The organism is Nocardia heshunensis (genome assembly GCF_054782115.1).
The window spans coordinates 52,698-69,032 of sequence record NZ_BAAGTC010000030.1 but is presented as its reverse complement, the minus strand read 5'-3'; the positions used below and the strand labels follow the sequence as shown (position 1 = coordinate 69,032).

Genomic DNA, 16,335 nt, shown 5'->3' with positions numbered 1-16,335 from the left:
GTATTCGGCACCGTGGGACAGCGGTCAGGGCATGTTGTCTGGTGCGAATTTGGTGTAGCATTGGTGCTACCAGGCAACAAGGGGTAGGCCGTAATGCACTGGTTCTCCTCTTCCCCGCGGGGTGAGAGAGGGCAGCCAAGCGACTTGCCGCTGACCGTGTGATGCCTTGTAGGCGGCGAAGAACCGTCGGGTATCACCTTCTCTCCCAAGTAAATTGGGAAGGAAGTTCTGGTGCAAGAGGACCGGCTTGCGCGTGGTCGCGCGTACATCAGGTTCGAAGACGGGAGAGATTTGGAGGTTGGCCTTTCGGCCTCCAGTGTCTCGGGCTTCATGCGGGTGCTCTCCCTGGTATTGGTGGCCCTGGTGCCGCCAGTACTTGTTGGCGTGTGCTGCTACTTCGCGTTGCCGGTGTGGGCCGTGTTGGTGGTCTGCGGTATCGGGATCGCTGCAGTAGTGCTGCTGACATTGGTGTTCGTGTGGAAGCCGGACTCGTAGATCCAGCGAGTGTCGGTGACTATGCGTTCGTGAAAGTCCGTTCTCCGGACGACTTCGGGGGAGGGGGCGCGCGGAGAACGGACTGATCGGTTGCGGTAGCTAGCTCGAGAAGGAAGAGAGGGCGATTCGGGTGAGTTCGTCGAGGAAGTCGGGTGGGAAGTCCTCTCCGGATCGGTTGACGATCACTCCTATGCCCAGCACGGCCCAGATCGTCGACGCGATCTCCGCGCAGACAAACCTCTCGAAGTCCGAAATCTTCAACATCGGCATCGATGTCCTGGCGTTTGTGAAGTCCGTTCTTGATAAGGGCGGGCGGATCGGCGTCCAGTCGAAGGGGTCCGAGACGTTCGAGCCGATCCAGATGATCATTCCGGGTATCACCTCTCACGTCGATCCCTTGTAGAAACGTCGACCACCTGCCGTTTCTGGTCGAGCGGCGGCGGCAGCGGCGAGTGATCGGGATCGCGTTGCTCCACAGCATTTCGGAGTCGGTGCGCGGCCAGCAGCGTCCCCCGGGAGGTGTTGAGGAGGTCGGTGAGTGCGGCGGGGACGAGGGTCAACGTTCGGGCGATCAGGACGAAGGTGCCGACGCCGGTGAGGATCTCAGTGGTCATGGACACCACAGTCGAGGCGGAGGCCGTTCGGGCACATCACGATTGGTGAAGCCGAGGCAAACGCCTGGCAGAGACGGGTGCCGAGGAATATCCTCCGAACGAAACCGAACCCCTGAAAAGAGGCGACCGTGGTCGACGTTGCCTCGGTCCGTACCCCGGAAGATCTGCGGGCCGCCCTGAAATCGTTGCTGGCCTCGAAGCATCTCAGCTACGACGCGGTGGTGCGGAAAGCCGGTGGCCGAGTCGGCAAAACGACCCTCAGCGACATCCTCGGTGGGAGGACGGGCCTTCCTCGGTGGGACACCCTCCGCGAAGTCCTGGCGGTATGCGAGGTGACGGGCGCTCAACTTGACGCCTGGGAGACCGCGCATCGGCTGGCGGGTGATGGCGGAATCGGTGTGCCGCTCGAGACGATCACGAACCCGTTTGCGCTGGAAGTCCATGAACCGATCACCGTGACTACCGTGGCCGATGTCGCCGCGCTTCCGACATACGTGCATCGGCAGCACGATAAGACGCTTGCCGAGCTGGTGGACCGGGCAGTCAACGGCCACAGCGCCATTGCGGTCTTTGTCGCGGGATCCTCGGCGGGTAAGACACGAGCGCTCTGGGAGGGCCTGAAGCCGCTGCGGTTGGCGGGCGGTTGGCGGTTGTGGCATCCGGTCAGCCCGACACGGCCCGAAGCGCTCGACCAGTTGGATCGGGTCCGCCCCAGGACGGTGCTGTGGCTGAACGAAACTCAGCGATACCTGACAGAGGACCAGGGCGATCGAGTAGCCACGGCATTGGACACACTGCTCGGTGACACGACACGAGCACCGGTTCTGATCGTGGGCACCCTGTGGCCTGCCGACTTTCAAAGATTGTGTCGTGACCCGGCCGCCGCGACGACGAAACTCCTGAAGCGCAATGCGATCGAGGTGCCGACCGCCTTCGCGGGTACCGAACTCGATGCCGTGCGAGAAGCAGCGAGCGAAGACCCGCGCCTGGCGATGGCGGTCGAGCATGCCGAAGACGATCAGATCACTCAGTATCTCGCCGGTGGTCCCGAACTGATCCATCGCTACCGATTCCCTGGATCGCCCGCGACCAGAGCGGTCATCGACGTCGCGATGGACGCGATCAGGCTCGGCCATCGGAATCAGCTGCCCTACCGGCTGCTCCGAGACGCCGCGCCTTACTATTTGGCCGGGGTTGACCGTGACAGTCTGGATCCGGGGTGGTTCGACGACACACTGGTCGAAACATCGAGACCATGCAAAGGTGTTCGTGGCCCGATCACGCGGATCAGTTCTCCGGCTGTACCGAGCCGAGACGACCACGATCCCGATGCCGGATCCTTCCAGCTGGCGGACTTCTTGGACCACCATGGACGTACCGACCGCGCGGAAGTAGTTCCCCCGCTCGGCTTTTGGGAGGTGCTCGCCCACCTGGCGGATCGCCGGGATCTGGTCAGTTTGGGTGAGCAGGCGCAAAAATTGGGTCTCTATCGGATCGCGGCGCAACTCTGGAAGAACGCCGCGGCTGGAAGCAATACGCAAGCGGCGACGCTCCTGGTCCGATACCTGCCGGATTCGGATCACGAGGAATCGCGGATGGCGACGTGGGTCCTGGACCATGCTGCTCTCGTCGACCCGCACTTCGCCGACTCGCTTCTCCGACAGCTGTGGCTCCGGGGTGCTACCGAGCCGGCTCGCAAACTTGCCTGGCGGATCGTGAATACGATTCCATTGACGGATACCTACGACTTGGCTCGTCTGTCCGCCGTTCTCATCGAAGTGGGAGCGATCAGGCAATCGAGACGATTCGCCGGTCGGGTATCAGCCGAATGCCTCCCAGCGGATGTCGACGACACAGTCGGTCTGCTGCACGCGCTGCAGAGAATGGGCGCGGTCCGCCAGGCTCGAAAGCTCGCGCGACGCGTGGTGCCCGGGCTATCCCCGGCCGCACCATCCGATAATGCCGATCTGTTGCGCGAATTGCGGAAGCTCGGAATGACCAGAGCGGCAATGATATTCACGCGACGGGCTTCCTCCGAATTCAATGGGGCGGGCGCTGGTGAACTGAAGAAACTGCTCGAGGAGGTCCGAAAGCTGGGTGCGGTTGCCGAGTATCGCGATCTCGTCGACCACGCTGCGACCACGGTTAGCTTCGATGATGTAGACAGCACCGCGGATTTGCTGATGGAACTGGGGCTGTGGAGGGAGATCGACCAGAATGTCGACCTCGCAACTCGAGCCGTCGAAGCGCTGACCGAACAAGGGTTGGAGGGTGCTGCGGCAGCGCTGCGATGTGTGCGTGAAATGGGGGGCTCGTTCGAGGAGGGTTCTGGTGTGATGGCGTTCATCGACCAACAGCGTTTCGGCGACGCGGACGCGGCGGCCACACTCTTGGCGGAACTGCGAAAGTTCGGTGGTATCGCCGACTATCACCAGCTCGCCGAGCGAGCCACTACCGAAGTCGTGGTCAACAGCGGAGAGGTGATATTGCAAGCCGCGCAGATCATTCAGCAGGCTGGCGGCGAGGTTGACGAGTACAGAGAGCTGTTACGTGAGGCCGCCGCGAATGAATTGCCCGACGAAACCACCTCCGGGGTCATTCGGTTGCTGGAGAACTTGCGGGAGGCAGGTGAGCGGGAGCGCTACCAGGAGCTCGCGCAACGCGCTGCGGCCACGAACCCGCTGACAGCGGGGTACAAAGTCGGCCGTTTGCTCCATGAGCTGAAGCGATCGGGTGCGGTCGACCAGTACCAGCTGTTGGTGCACCGCGCCGTCACTGGTATTCGCATGGAGAACATTACGAATGTGACGTGGTTGCTGGAGGCGCTTCGCGAATTGGGTGAGCTCAACCAATACGACGTGCTGGCGCAGCGTGCTGTAGGCGGTATCGAACTCGACGATCCGAAGAATCTGAGCAAGTTGCTTCGTGAACTCCGCGAATGCGGCTCGAATCAACGGTATGCCGAGCTGGCTCGACGAGTCGCCGCGGCGATGGCTCTGCCCCATGTGTACAGCGTCGCACTCGTGCTGGATGAGCTGCGCCTCGGCGGCGCCGACGAGTACGTGGAGGAACTCCAGAAGCGTGTTCAGGCAACCGGATTGAAGATGGGTGCGGTGGCCTCCGGCTATCGGGCCCTGAGTGCGGATGACGATTGGTACGGCCGCGAACCGGACGGTAGCGCCGCAGAACCCTGGTCGTGGCGGGACCTGTCGTAATCGTGGGCCGCTGAGCCGACGAAGCATTCACGGAAGTGGTGAGGCGCGACGAGCACCTGGAGCGCAAGCTCCATCGGTCGGCGGCGGTTACAGCTGTTCGCCCTGTTCGCGGCGGCGGTCGAGGTCTTGTTGGCGGGCTTGTTCCTGGCGGCGGGCTTCGGCGCGTTGTTGTTCGGCGCGTTCGCGGAGGCCGCGGAGGAAGGCTTCGTCGGCTGCGGGGTCTTGGGGGACGTAGCGGCCGGGGCGGTCGTATTCGCTGTAGCTGGTGGTCGAGCGGGGGCCGTAGGACTCGCGGATGGGGCGGCCGAGGATCAGCCACAGTAGGGCGCCGAGGGTGGGGATGAAGATGACGATCAGGAGCCAGAGGCCCTTGGGGAGGTGGCGGATGCCGGTTTCAGGGCTGGTGATGATGTCGATGAGGCAGTACACCCACAGCCCCAGCGTGATCAGTCCTACTAACGCATACGGCATCCGCATCCCCCTCGTGATTGGGTCGATCCCTCGACCGCTGGCTCCCCACTGTGGCCGGAAAAGGCCTGGACACGCACCCTATCAACACTCATAAGCGCTGGTCGATGTGATTGCTGCCGCTCGGTGGCCGGAGCGATCAGATGATCGGGCGGCCGTTCACGGTGGTGGGTGGGATCGGTTCGCGGACGTCCCAGTGTTCGGCGATGAGGCCTTCGGCGATGCGGTAGATGTCGACGACGGCGGTGCCGGGGTCGTCGGGGCCGGTGCTGTAGTGGCTGTGGGCGAAGACCAGGTCGCCTTCGGCGGCCACCCGGTGGACTTCGAAGCGAAAGTCGGGCGCGGCGCGGTGCATGGTTTCGACCACTTCCATGAGTCCGGCTCGGCCGTCGGGCATGACGGGGCTGTGCTGGATCAGGTCTTCGGCCACGAAGCGGGGTACGAGGTCGGCGCGGCCTTGGTTCCAGACCTGTTCGAGGTAGTCGGTGACCAGTGTTGACGGCATGACGGTCCTTATCGTTGCGCGGGGAGGAAAGCGTCGAGGGCGTCGGCCACCAGATCGGGCTGTTCCAAGGTCTGCTGATGCGGGGTGTCGGGCAGCAGTTGGAAGGTGGAGCCGGGGATGCGGTCGGCGATGCCGGACATGATCTCCGGGGTGCAGGAAGCGTCCTTCTCGCCGGAGAGGATCAGCACCGGCTTGCCGAAGTCGGCGAGCTTGCCTTGAACATCCATGTCTGCGAACGCATTCCAGGCGGCGACCCAGTCGTCGGCGGCGAAGCGCAGGATGCGTTCGCGGGCGTAGCGCACGCCCCAGGTGTTGGCGGCCAGCGCCGCGGGGGTGAACCAGCGGGTCAGGGTCGGCTCCAATTGTGCCGGGATGCCGTCGATTTCGGCGGAGCGGGCGCGGATCCGGAAGGCGTCGGTGAACGGGTAGTCGGTGGTGCCGAGCAGGGCCAGCGAATCGACCCGGTCCGGGTTCTGCACGGCCAGCGTCTGGGCGACGCCGCCGCCCATGGAAAGCCCGACCACGTGCGCGGTGTCGAGGCCCAGATTGTCCATGAGGGCGAGCACGTCATCGGCCATGGTGGTCATGGTGAAGGGCTTGGGCGACCCGGCCGCCGCACCGTGCCCGCGCAGGTTGTAGGCGAACACCCGCCGTCCGACCGCGAGGCGATCCATGACGGGTTCCCACATGCGCCAATCGATTCCGAACGATCCGGACAGAATCACCGCCGGACCGACTTCACCGGCCGAGGCGACCAGCGTCTCATGATCGCTGGCCCGTACCCGCCGCATCACCGGTGGCCGCACGCCCACCACCTGGTCGATCACCTCCAGCGCGTGCAGCGCCCGAGGAAACCCCACATACGCCGACGCATGCTCGGCCAGCGCGCGCAATTCCGAGGGATGCCACCCGTGCCCCAGCGCCGCCCGCACATGCCCGGCCAGCTTGTCGTCCGCACCCCCGATGGCCGCGATCATTGCCACCGTGGCGAATTCGCGATCGCCCCGGGCCAGTTCCGGCCGAGCCAACGGCCCCGCGAACACCGATTCGATCATGGTCTCGTACATCTCCGGCGAAGCCGCCCGCACCGCGGCCAGCCTCTCGCCCGGCTCGCCGCCGATCAATGCCCGATACTCCCGAACGCCCAATTCCTGACGATCCATCCGACGATCCCTTCCTGCAGAGCGACGCGACCTGCATCGCGACAACGTCATCGATGCTAGGAAGGGATGGATCGCGAGCTGAGAGACAATTCCCGCCAGCCGAGGACGATCGGCGCCACCGGACCGGCCGCCGCGCCGACGGCCTGTGCCGACCGACCGGTCAGTGGCTGCGCTCGTAAGTGCTGTCGGGCTTGGGGATTCGCTGATAGTCGGTGACGGTGAAGGTGGGTGTCTCGTCGGAGTCGGCCTGGGCGCTGCCGGGTACGACGGTGCCGCGGACCTCCAGCCAGGCGTCGTCCTCGATGGCCTCGGGCATCCCGGCCAGGTGGACCAGGACGTAGCGGGCATCCGCGACACAGCAGGTGATCACCACCCGCGCCAGATCGAACTCGGTCCCCGGAGCGTGACTCTGTTCGAGATCCTTGGGCCGGATGACGAATCCGCGCAGGGTCACCTCACGCCCGTCCAGCGAATGGCTGGAGTCCAGCAGCGCCCGATCGACGAGATCGACGACGGTCACCACCGGCGCGTCCCCGGCGGGCAGCGGCGGGAACGGATACTGCTTGGGCTCGTCGACGGCCGGATCATGCGAAACCGCCTGCACCGGTGAGGTTGTCGCGGCCGCGTCCGCCCCCAGGGCGGGCGGCACGATGAACATCAACGCGGCGACCGGGGCCAGCAGCAGCCATTGCGCCCGGCCGCGCCCGTGCTCATGGTCGTGGTCGTCGTGAACCGCCGTGCCGCGCCGGATGTCCCGCACGATGGCGATCAGCCCGAGCGCCACGAATCCGATGCCGCTGATCAGCAGGTACGGGTACAGGCTCGGCTTCACGTACCGCAGATAGGTGCCGTCGAGCGTGATCCACAGCACCGCCGCGCCGATCAGCAACAACAGCAGGTTCTGGGTCTCCCGTTTCATCGCGCCCCTCCCAGCCAGACGAATCCCGCGATTGTCCCGCAGACGAGCGCCACCACGAAAGTCAAGGGCGCGAAGCGAATCGCGAACTGCCGTCCGAACGCGCCGGCCTGCATGGCGAAGAGTTTCACGTCGACGGCCGGTCCCACCACCAGGAAGACCAGCCGCGGCAGCAGCGGCAGCGCCGACATGCTCGACGCGACGAACGCGTCGGCCTCCGAGCATAGTGCGAGCACGATCGCCAGCACCGCCATCACCAGAATCGCGACCGCCATCTGCCCGGACAGATGTTGGTACCAGGCCGGGGGCACCAGCACGTGCAGTGCGGCGGCCGCGGCCGCACCCAGCACCAGAAAAGCGGCGGCCTGCAACAGATCATGCCGCGCGGTCTCGCTGAAGACCTCCCACCGGGTACGCCCGGTCGCGCAATGATCATGGCTCGCCGCGCGCGGCAGCAGCCACGCCGGACGCCCGATCCGCGACCAGATGAACCCCATGGTGAACGCGGTCGCGAGCGAACCGGTGAAGCGCGCCGCCACCATTCCCGGTTCGCCCGGAAATGCCACGGCGGTCGCGATCAGCACCACCGGATTGATGGCGGGCGCGGACAGCATGAAGGCCAGCGCCACCGACCCCGGCGCGCCCTGCTCGGTCAGCCGCCGTGCCACCGGGACCACGCCGCATTCACACCCGGGCAAGGCCATGCCGGCCAGCCCGGCCACACCGATGGCCGCGGTCTCATTGCGCGGCAGTACCTTTCGCAGCAAGGCCGGGGATACGAAAGCGGCGATCGCCCCGCTGACCGTGACGCCCAACGCGAGGAACGGCACCGCCTGGACGAACACACCGGAGAAAATCGTGATGGCGGTCTGTAGTCGCGCCGACGAACCCACCGCGCGCACCATGGGCCCGTGCAGGGCCACGCCGAGAATCACAAGCGCGGCGAGAATATAGGTGGACGACACCCGGACACGGACCGAGTTCAGAGTGTTCTGCGCCAGCATGCCCACATCCTGACAGGACATGCTCGCGACTTCCCTGTGAACTCGTGTCCGCGCGCCCGGCTCAATCGCTCTCGCGTGCAGCCGTTTCGATCTTCACGCGGTGACTGCCATGCTCAGTGCTCGTCGTAGTGACCGTCGTGGCTAGCGTGCCGGTGCCCGTCGTGGATGTAGTCGACGTGGTCGCCATGGGGGACGGCGGCATGGCCGCAGCCCTCCCCGTGCGTGTGGTCGTGATTGTCGTGCGCGGCGTGCCCGGACGGTTCGCACTCGTCGTAGTGGCCGTCGTAGGCGCGGTGGAGATGACCGTCGTGCACGTAGTCGGTGTGCCCGTTGTGTGGAACAGCTACATGTCCGCAACCCTCGCCGTGGGTGTGGCCGTGCTCGGTGTGCGCCTCGTGCTGGGGTGTCGTCATGATCTTCGTTCCTCTCTCGTGTCCCTCGCGGTGCGCCCTTCCGGCGCTTTCATTTTCACATCCTAATGTGCGCACCTTTTTGTGTATGCGCTGGTAGATAGCTAGATGCCGTTCGTCGTGATGCACTCGGCGACTTGCCGATTCGACTGGATGCCCGGTTCGTGGCCCGCTTGGTAGGCGGTCGATCGGCCTGCTACGTTGATGACAATGATTTTCGGTTTCAAGATCTGTTGAGGGTTGCAAGATGGCTGGTCTGGTATTCAGCAAACGTGTGATGACGGCGGCCGCGTGTGCGGTGGCGCTCGTCGGGGTGGTGGCGGGGTGTAGTTCGACGAAGTCATCGGACGCCTCGGGCGGCAAGCTCGAAGTGGTGGCGACGATCAATGCGTGGGGCAGCATCGCGGCGCAGCTCGGTGGTGACAAGGTGCACGAGACGAGCATCATCACCAATCCCGACACCGACCCGCACGCCTACGAGTCGACGCCCGCCGACGCGCGGACGGTCGCGGGCGCGAAGGTGTTCATCGCCAATGGAATCGGGTACGACGCTTGGGCGGACAAGCTGCTGGCGGCCAACCCGGGCAAGGATCGCGTAGAGCTCACCGTGGGCAAGGAACTCGGGATTGCCGAGGACGGGAACCCACACCAGTGGTACTCGCCGGACTCGGTGACCAAGATCGTGGATGCGATCACCGCCGACTACAAGAAGGCCGATCCGGCCGATGCCGCGTACTTCGACGATCAGCGCACCAAGTTCGTCGGCACCGCGCTGAGCAAGTACAAGGGGCTGATCGCCGATATCAAGGCCAAGTACGCGGGCACCCCGGTGGGTGCCAGTGAGTCGATCTTCTCGCCGCTCTCGGATGCGTTGGGGCTGAAGCTCATTACTCCCGCGGAGTTCCTGAAGGCGATCAGCGAGGGCACCGATCCCGCGCCCGCGGACAAGGCGCTCATCGATCAGCAGATCGCCACCAAGGCGATGAAGGTCTACGTCTACAACAGCCAGAACAGCACCCCGGACGTGCAGGCCCAGGTGGACGCGGCCAAGAAGCAAGGCATCGAGATCAGCACGGTGACCGAGACGCTCGCCCCGGCCGACGCCGCCTTCCAGGACTGGCAGTCGGATCAGCTGCAGGCGTTGGAAGACGCGTTGCACAAGGCGACCGGCAAGTAGATGACCAGCGTGAAGGCGCGGGCCGCGACGGATTCCGTCGCGGTTCCGCGGCCCTCCGCCCAGGAGTCCGTGGTCCTTATGAGGGGGATCGCGGCCATCGTCGGCGGCAGGCGGATCTGGTCGGACGTCTCGTTGGACGTCGCGCCCGGCGAATTCGTGGCGGTGCTCGGACCCAATGGCGCCGGGAAATCCACCCTGCTGAAGGCGATTCTGGGTCTGGTGCCCACCGCCGGCACCATCGAGGTGCTCGGCGGCAGGTCCGGTCGGCGCAATGCCGATATCGGCTATCTGCCGCAGCGCCGGGCCTTCGACGCGGGCGTGCGCATCCGCGGTGTCGACATCGTGCGCCTGGGTCTGGACGGGACGCGCTGGGGGACACCGCTGCCGCTGGTGTCGAGAATCGTTGCGCCACAACGATTCGCCGACGCGCGGCGGCAGGTGCGGGAGGTGATCGAGCTGGTCGGCGCGAGTGCCTACGCGCACCGGCCGATCGGACAGTGCTCCGGCGGTGAGCAGCAGCGGCTGTTGATCGCGCAGGCGCTGATCCGCAAGCCGCGGCTGTTGCTGCTCGACGAACCGCTCGACAGTCTCGATGTTCCCAGTCAGGCCGGTATCAGCGCGCTGGTCCGCGACATCTGCCGGCGGGAGGGCATCGCGGTGATCATGGTTGCCCACGATGTGAATCCGATTCTGCCGTACCTGGATCGGCTGGTGTACGTCGCGCGCGGCAGCGCGGTGAGCGGCACCCCCGAGGAGGTGATCACCGGCGGGAAGCTCTCCGCGCTCTACGGCATGCGCATCGAGGTACTGCGCGACAGCACCGGGCGCATGGTGGTCGTGGGCCAGCCGGACGTGCCCGCCGGGCATCTGCCCACCGATTCCGATGGGGGACAAGCCCGATGAACCCCGTAGCGACCTGGAATCTGCTGCAGGATCTGCGCGAGATGCTGTCGTATCCGTTCATGGTCAATGCCGTGCGCGCGGGCAGCATTGTCGCGGTGGTGGCCGGAGCGGCGGGCTGGATGATGGTGTTGCGGCGCGAGAGTTTCGCCGGGCACACCCTGGCCCTGGTCGGGTTCCCGGGCGCGGCGGCGGCCACCTATCTCGGAATCGCCGCCGGCTACGGGTATTTCGGCGCGTGCGTCGGCGCCGCGCTGGTGATCGCCGCCATGCAGCGGGCGGTGCGCACCGGTGGCGGCCGGGAGCAGTCGGCGGTGATCGGCATCGTGCAGGCGTTCGCGCTGGCGGCCGGAATGCTGTTCGTGAGCCTGTACAAAGGGTTTCTCTCGGGCCTGACCAACCTGCTGTTCGGGACCATTGCCGGTGTCACCGAGGAGCAGGTCGTGGTGCTGCTGATCGCCGCGGTGCCGTGCCTGGTGGTGCTGGCGCTGTTGGGGCGGCCGCTGCTGTGGGCGTCCATCGATCCGGAAACGGCGGCCGCACAGGGGATTCCGGTGCGGATCGTGGCCGCCGCGTTCACGGTGCTGCTGGGTGTCGCCGCGGCGGGCACCAGCCAGGTCACCGGAAGTCTGCTCGTTTTCGCGCTGCTGGTGGCCCCGGCCGCGGCCGCGCATCAGCTCACCGATCGGCCGGGGCGCGGGATCATGGTGTCGATCGCCATCGCGCTCGTAGTCACCTGGGCGGGAATGGGATTCGCGTTCTTCTCCCCGTATCCGATCGGATTCTGGGTCAGCAGTTTCGCTTTCGGGTGCTACCTGGTCAGCCTGACGTGGCGCAAATGGCGGTTTGCCGCATGAGCACATTGACCGGCATGCTGTCGCATCCGTTTCTCGTCTACGCCCTCGCGGCAGGCACCGTCATGGCCGTATTGTGCGGTCTGACAGGGCATTTCCTGGTGCAGCGCGGTGAGGTCTTCGCCGGTGACGCGCTGGGTCACGTCGCCTACACCGGGGCGATGGCGGCACTGGCGGCGGGGATGAACCCGCGGCTGGGGCTGTTCGCGGCGACCATCGTGGCCGGGCTGGTCCTCGGCACCGGCGGGATCCGCGGCGGCACCGACGATGTCGCGATCGGGTCCTTCTTCTCCTGGGTACTGGGTCTGGGCGTGCTGTTCCTGACCTACTACACCACCCACCGCAGCGGCGGGAACGGCAGCGCGAACGTGAACGTGTTGTTCGGCAGCATCTTCGGGATCACGGCCGCGACGGCCACCGGTTCGGTGCTCATCGGTGTCGGTGCCGTCCTGCTCCTGTTGCTCATCGCACGGCCGCTGCTGTTTGCCACCATCGATCCGGATGTCGCCCGAGCCTCGGGCGTGCCGGTACGGATGCTGGGCGCGGTTTTCCTGGCCCTGGTCGGCGCCACGGTCGCCGAGGCCACCCCGCTGGTCGGCTCCGTGGTCGTGCTCGGATTGCTCGCCGCCCCGGCGGCGGCCGCGGCCCGGCTCACCGTCCGCCCGTGGCACGCCTTCTGGCTCTCGGCCGGGCTGGCCATCCTGGCGGTCTGGGCAGGCATCACCCTGTCCTACGAAATCCCCTCCGCCCCGGCCAGTTTCACCATCACAGCCTGCGCTGCGGCCTGCTACCTGTCCGCCTTCCTGCTCGGCTTGCGTCCGAGGGGTCACCGGACCCGGCTGCGGCACGGCGTTGGTTGATCATCCAAGGGCGGGGTCGGAGGTTCGGATTCGGCGGTGGTGGTGGGTGGGGTAGGGCCGGGCTGTACTGGGCGAATGGATCTGAACACGATCGAGCGGTGGCGGTCTGCGCGCACCCGGGAAGATCTGGTGCTGGGGCCGGGGGAGGCGTTCCTCGGGGGCGGTACCTGGTTGTATTCCGAACCGCAGGTGCACACCACCGGACTGGTGGATCTGGGCACGATGGGGTGGCGGTCGATCGAGGAGACGGCCGAGGGGCTGCGGATCGGGGCGACCTGCACGGTTGCCGAGCTGTCGCGGATCAAGCGGCGGGAGGGGTGGGCGGCGCATCCGATCTTCTTTCAGGCGGCGACCGCATTGCTGGCTTCGTTCAAGATCTGGAACATGATGACGGTCGGGGGGAATATCGCCCGGTCGTATGCGGCGGCGTCGATGGTGTCGCTGGCGGCCGCGTTGGACGCGACCGCGTTGGTCTGGACCGCGAGCGGTCAGTACTCGATGCCGGTCGCCGAGCTGCCCACCGGCAATGGGACCAGTCTGTTGCGGCGCGGAGATGTGGTGCGCTGCATCGACATTCCCGATCACGCGCTGCGCGCCCACACCGGTTTCCGCAAGATCGCACTGGCCGAGATCGGGCGTAGTGCAGCGGTGCTCACCGGCCGGGTGGACGAGTCCGGTGCCGCGGTGTTCACCATCACGGCCGCGACCGAACGTCCGGTGGTGCTGCGCTATCGCGCCCTGCCGTCGGCCGCCGAACTGCGCGCCGACAGCCGCCATGCCGACGGCTATTACACCGATCCGCTGGGCTCCGCCGACTGGCGTCGCGGTGTCAGCGGAGTGCTGCTCGAGGAAATCCGACAGGAACTGCTGCCATGGAGCTGAACATCAACGGCGAGTCGTGCACCGCCGAACCCCGTGCGGGGCAGTGCCTGCGCACCTTCCTGCGCGATCAGGGGCACTTCGAGGTCAAGAAGGGGTGCGACGCGGGCGATTGCGGTGCCTGCGCGGTGCTGGTCGACGGTAAGCCGGTGCATTCGTGCATCTATCCGGCGCAGCGGATCGAGGGGCGCAAGGTCACCACGGTCTCCGGCTTGGGCACGCCGGAGAACCTGCATCCGATGCAGCAGGCGTTCGTCGACAACTTCGCCTTCCAATGTGGTTTCTGCACAGCCGGAATGATCGTCACCGCCTCCACCCTGGAAGAGGATCAGCTGGATGACATGCACCGGCTGATGAAGGGCAGCCTGTGCCGCTGCACCGGGTACCGGTCGATCCGGCAGGCGATCCGCCAGGGCGTCCGCGACAGCGCCGGGTGCGGAGAACACGACGGCGCCGGGTGCGACCACACGCCGGACCGTGTCGTGCCGAGCGCCGGGGCGTCCGGGGTCAAGACGTCGGTGCATCCACCGGCGGCGAAGCGGGTGGTCACCGGCACCGAGCCGTACACCTTCGACGTGAATGTCCCTGACGCACTGCATATTCGCGTGTTGAGCTCCCCGCACGCGCACGCGCGCATCCTCACCATCGACACCCGCCAGGCCGAGCGCCTGCCCGGCGTCGCCTTGGTGCTCGACCACCGCAATGTGCCGACGATGCGCTATTCCACCGGCCAGCACGAACGCCGCACCGACGACCCGCACGACACGCTCATCTTCGACGATGTCGTGCGCTTCCGCGGCCAGCGCATCGCGGCGGTCGCGGCGACTTCGGCGGCCGTCGCCGAAAAGGCTTGCCGCCTCATCAAAGTGACCTACGAGGTGCTCCCGTCGGTGCACGACCCCGAGCTCGCCCGCACCCCGGGTGCGCCGCTGGTGCACCCGGAGTTGCTCGACACCGATCAGCCCGCCGACGAACTCCCCCTGGATCCGGCGCGAAATGTGGTGGCCGCCATCCACGATGGCATGGGCGGCGACATCGAGCAGGCCCTGGCCGACTCCGCGGTGACGGTCTCGGGCGAATGGCGCACCCAGCGGGTCTCGCACATGCAGCTCGAAACCCACGGCAGCATAGGGTGGTTGGACGAGGACGGGCGTTTGGAGATCCGCACCAGCTCCCAGGTGCCCTTCCTGACCCGTCGCACCCTGTGCCGCCTGCTGAAACTTCCCGAGGATCGGGTGCGGGTGTTCACCAAGCGGGTGGGCGGCGGTTTCGGCGGCAAACAGGAGATGCTGACCGAGGATCTGGTCGCGCTCGTGGTCCTGCGCACCCGCAAGCCCGCGATCTACGAGATGAGCCGCCCCGACGAATTCGCGCGCACCTCCGTCCGTCACCCGTTCCGGGTGCAGGTCCGGCTCGGCGCCGACCGCGGTGGGCGGCTCACCGCGATCGCGCTGAACGTGCTGTCCGACACCGGCGCCTACGCCAATCACGGTCCCGGCGTGATGTTCCACGCCTGCGCGGAATCGCTGAGCGTCTACCGCGCACCGGCGAAGCGCGTCGATGCCGAGACGGTCTACACCAACAATCTGCCCTCTGGCGCCTTCCGCGGTTACGGTCTGGGCCAGGTGATCCTGGGCATCGAGTCGGCCATGGACGAACTGGCCGTCGCCCTGGACATGGACCCGTTCGAGCTGCGACGGCTCAATATCGTCGGCGACGGCGACCCCCTCATCGAGGCGCACCCCGCCGACGCGGGCCTGGTTTACGGCAGCTACGGCCTGGATCAATGCCTGGATCTGGTGCAGCGCGGCCTGTCTCGCGGCAACGGGGTGCCCGATCCGGAGGGCCCGCACTGGCGGGTGGGCGAGGGGATGGCCATCGCCATGATCGCGACCATGGCCCCGTTCGGTCACGTCTCGAAGACCACCTTGTCGGTCTCGCCGGACGGCACCTACACCGCGGCTGTGGGCACCTGCGAATTCGGCAACGGCACCACCACAGTCCACACCCAGATCATCGCCAGCGACATGTCCACCGAACCGGGCCGGGTGGTGCTGACCAACGGCGACACCGACGGCGCGGTCTACGACACCGGCGCTTTCGCATCGGCGGGAATCACGGTGGCGGGCAAGGCTTTGCACGCCGCCGCGATCGCGCTGCGGCAACTGCTGCTCGGTGTCGCATCCGAGCTCACGGGAACCGCGGCAGCCGACTGCGCGATGTTCGCCGACGGAATCCACACTCCCGCACGGATCGTCGACTTCGCCGAGGCCATTGCGGCCTGCCCGGAGTCGAATCGCAACGGCGACAGGGCGTTCGCGCGCGGCGACGAGCTGGGCGAGTTCCGTTCGCTGGCCTGGAACGTGCACGGCTTCCGCGTCGCCGTCGACACCCGCACCGGCGCGGTCCGCATCCTGCAATCGGTGCACGCCGCCGACGCGGGCACCGTCCTGAACCCCGAGCAATGCCGCGGCCAGGTGGAAGGCGGCATCGCCCAGGCACTCGGCACCGCCATGTACGAGGAAGTCATGGTCGACGAGCAGGGCCACCTGCTCACTCCGGTCCTGCGCGCCTACCGGATTCCCCAAATGAACGACGTCCCCGAAACCGAGATCCACTTCGCCCAAACCTTCGACGAGCTCGGCCCATTCGGCGCGAAGTCGATGAGCGAAAGCCCCTACAACCCGGTCCCGGCGGCCCTGGGCAATGCCATCCGCCGCGCAGTCGGCACCCGTCCTTGCGAGACTCCCTTCTCCCGCGACCGAATCTGGCGTCTACTCAACGCCTTCGAAGACGTCCCGGCCTGGGCGCGGTCCGTGCAGGTGGTGGTCAACGAGCCTGCCCGGACGCCCGTCGGCGTCCGCTAGCCGACGAT

At 66.5% G+C, this 16,335-nt stretch carries 16 protein-coding genes; 9 read left to right on the top strand and 7 right to left on the bottom strand.

The genetic code is table 11. The features are described from left to right. Positions 1-231: 231 nt before the first annotated feature. Entirely contained in the window at positions 232-495 is a 264-nt protein-coding gene (locus ACYVN4_RS44365) for a hypothetical protein (RefSeq protein WP_460730200.1), read from the top strand. Positions 496-685: 190 nt separating this feature from the next. After that, on the top strand, positions 686-898 hold the full coding sequence (locus ACYVN4_RS44360; protein ID WP_460730198.1) for a hypothetical protein: 213 nt from the start codon (positions 686-688) through the stop codon (positions 896-898). Here ACYVN4_RS44360 and ACYVN4_RS44355 read toward each other — a convergent pair. After that, a complete protein-coding gene (locus ACYVN4_RS44355; RefSeq protein WP_460730196.1) occupies positions 873-1,109 on the bottom strand; it encodes a hypothetical protein in 237 nt (78 codons plus the stop codon). The genes ACYVN4_RS44360 and ACYVN4_RS44355 overlap by 26 nt on opposite strands. Before the next feature lie 128 nt (positions 1,110-1,237). Here ACYVN4_RS44355 and ACYVN4_RS44350 point away from each other — a divergent pair, with 128 nt between their 5' ends. Beyond that, the gene (locus ACYVN4_RS44350; protein ID WP_460730194.1) at positions 1,238-4,324 is read left to right on the top strand and encodes a helix-turn-helix domain-containing protein; all 3,087 of its coding nucleotides are present in this window, start codon (positions 1,238-1,240) and stop codon (positions 4,322-4,324) included. 87 nt (positions 4,325-4,411) lie between these two features. Here the strand turns inward: ACYVN4_RS44350 and ACYVN4_RS44345 are convergent, their stop codons facing one another. The 6 genes from ACYVN4_RS44345 to ACYVN4_RS44320 form a co-directional block, all read right to left on the bottom strand. After that, positions 4,412-4,795: a PLD nuclease N-terminal domain-containing protein gene (locus ACYVN4_RS44345; RefSeq protein WP_460730192.1), complete on the bottom strand. Its 384-nt coding sequence runs from the start codon at positions 4,793-4,795 to the stop codon at positions 4,412-4,414. A gap of 136 nt (positions 4,796-4,931) precedes the next feature. After that, entirely contained in the window at positions 4,932-5,297 is a 366-nt protein-coding gene (locus ACYVN4_RS44340; RefSeq protein ID WP_460730190.1) for a nuclear transport factor 2 family protein, read from the bottom strand. A gap of 8 nt (positions 5,298-5,305) precedes the next feature. Then, the gene (locus tag ACYVN4_RS44335) at positions 5,306-6,460 is read right to left on the bottom strand and encodes an alpha/beta hydrolase (RefSeq protein ID WP_460730188.1); all 1,155 of its coding nucleotides are present in this window, start codon (positions 6,458-6,460) and stop codon (positions 5,306-5,308) included. A 160-nt stretch (positions 6,461-6,620) separates the two neighbouring features. After that, entirely contained in the window at positions 6,621-7,379 is a 759-nt protein-coding gene (locus tag ACYVN4_RS44330; RefSeq protein WP_460730186.1) for a TIGR03943 family putative permease subunit, read from the bottom strand. Continuing rightward, positions 7,376-8,401, bottom strand: coding sequence for a permease (locus ACYVN4_RS44325; protein ID WP_460730184.1), 1,026 nt, complete (start codon positions 8,399-8,401; stop codon positions 7,376-7,378). The genes ACYVN4_RS44330 and ACYVN4_RS44325 overlap by 4 nt, the downstream gene beginning before the upstream one ends. Positions 8,402-8,493: 92 nt before the next feature. Beyond that, complete coding sequence (locus ACYVN4_RS44320; protein WP_460730182.1) at positions 8,494-8,793, bottom strand: hypothetical protein; 300 nt, start codon at positions 8,791-8,793, stop codon at positions 8,494-8,496. A 244-nt stretch (positions 8,794-9,037) separates the two neighbouring features. Here ACYVN4_RS44320 and ACYVN4_RS44315 point away from each other — a divergent pair, with 244 nt between their 5' ends. The 6 genes from ACYVN4_RS44315 (at position 9,038) to ACYVN4_RS44290 (ending at position 16,327) form a co-directional block, all read left to right on the top strand. Next, the gene (locus ACYVN4_RS44315; RefSeq protein ID WP_460730180.1) at positions 9,038-9,967 is read left to right on the top strand and encodes a metal ABC transporter solute-binding protein, Zn/Mn family; all 930 of its coding nucleotides are present in this window, start codon (positions 9,038-9,040) and stop codon (positions 9,965-9,967) included. Next, positions 9,968-10,870, top strand: a complete 903-nt coding sequence (locus tag ACYVN4_RS44310) for a metal ABC transporter ATP-binding protein (RefSeq protein ID WP_460730178.1) — start codon at positions 9,968-9,970, stop codon at positions 10,868-10,870. After that, positions 10,867-11,724 carry a metal ABC transporter permease gene (locus ACYVN4_RS44305; RefSeq protein WP_460730176.1) on the top strand — a complete coding sequence of 286 codons (858 nt, stop codon included), beginning with the start codon at positions 10,867-10,869 and terminating at the stop codon, positions 11,722-11,724. Before ACYVN4_RS44310 ends, ACYVN4_RS44305 begins: the two co-directional genes overlap by 4 nt. Next, positions 11,721-12,581, top strand: a complete 861-nt coding sequence (locus ACYVN4_RS44300) for a metal ABC transporter permease (protein ID WP_460730174.1) — start codon at positions 11,721-11,723, stop codon at positions 12,579-12,581. The genes ACYVN4_RS44305 and ACYVN4_RS44300 overlap by 4 nt, the downstream gene beginning before the upstream one ends. A 75-nt stretch (positions 12,582-12,656) precedes the next feature. Then, on the top strand, positions 12,657-13,463 hold the full coding sequence (locus tag ACYVN4_RS44295; protein ID WP_460730172.1) for an FAD binding domain-containing protein: 807 nt from the start codon (positions 12,657-12,659) through the stop codon (positions 13,461-13,463). Further along, positions 13,454-16,327, top strand: coding sequence for a molybdopterin-dependent oxidoreductase (locus ACYVN4_RS44290; RefSeq protein WP_460730170.1), 2,874 nt, complete (start codon positions 13,454-13,456; stop codon positions 16,325-16,327). Before ACYVN4_RS44295 ends, ACYVN4_RS44290 begins: the two co-directional genes overlap by 10 nt. The last annotated feature ends 8 nt before the right edge of the window (positions 16,328-16,335 follow it).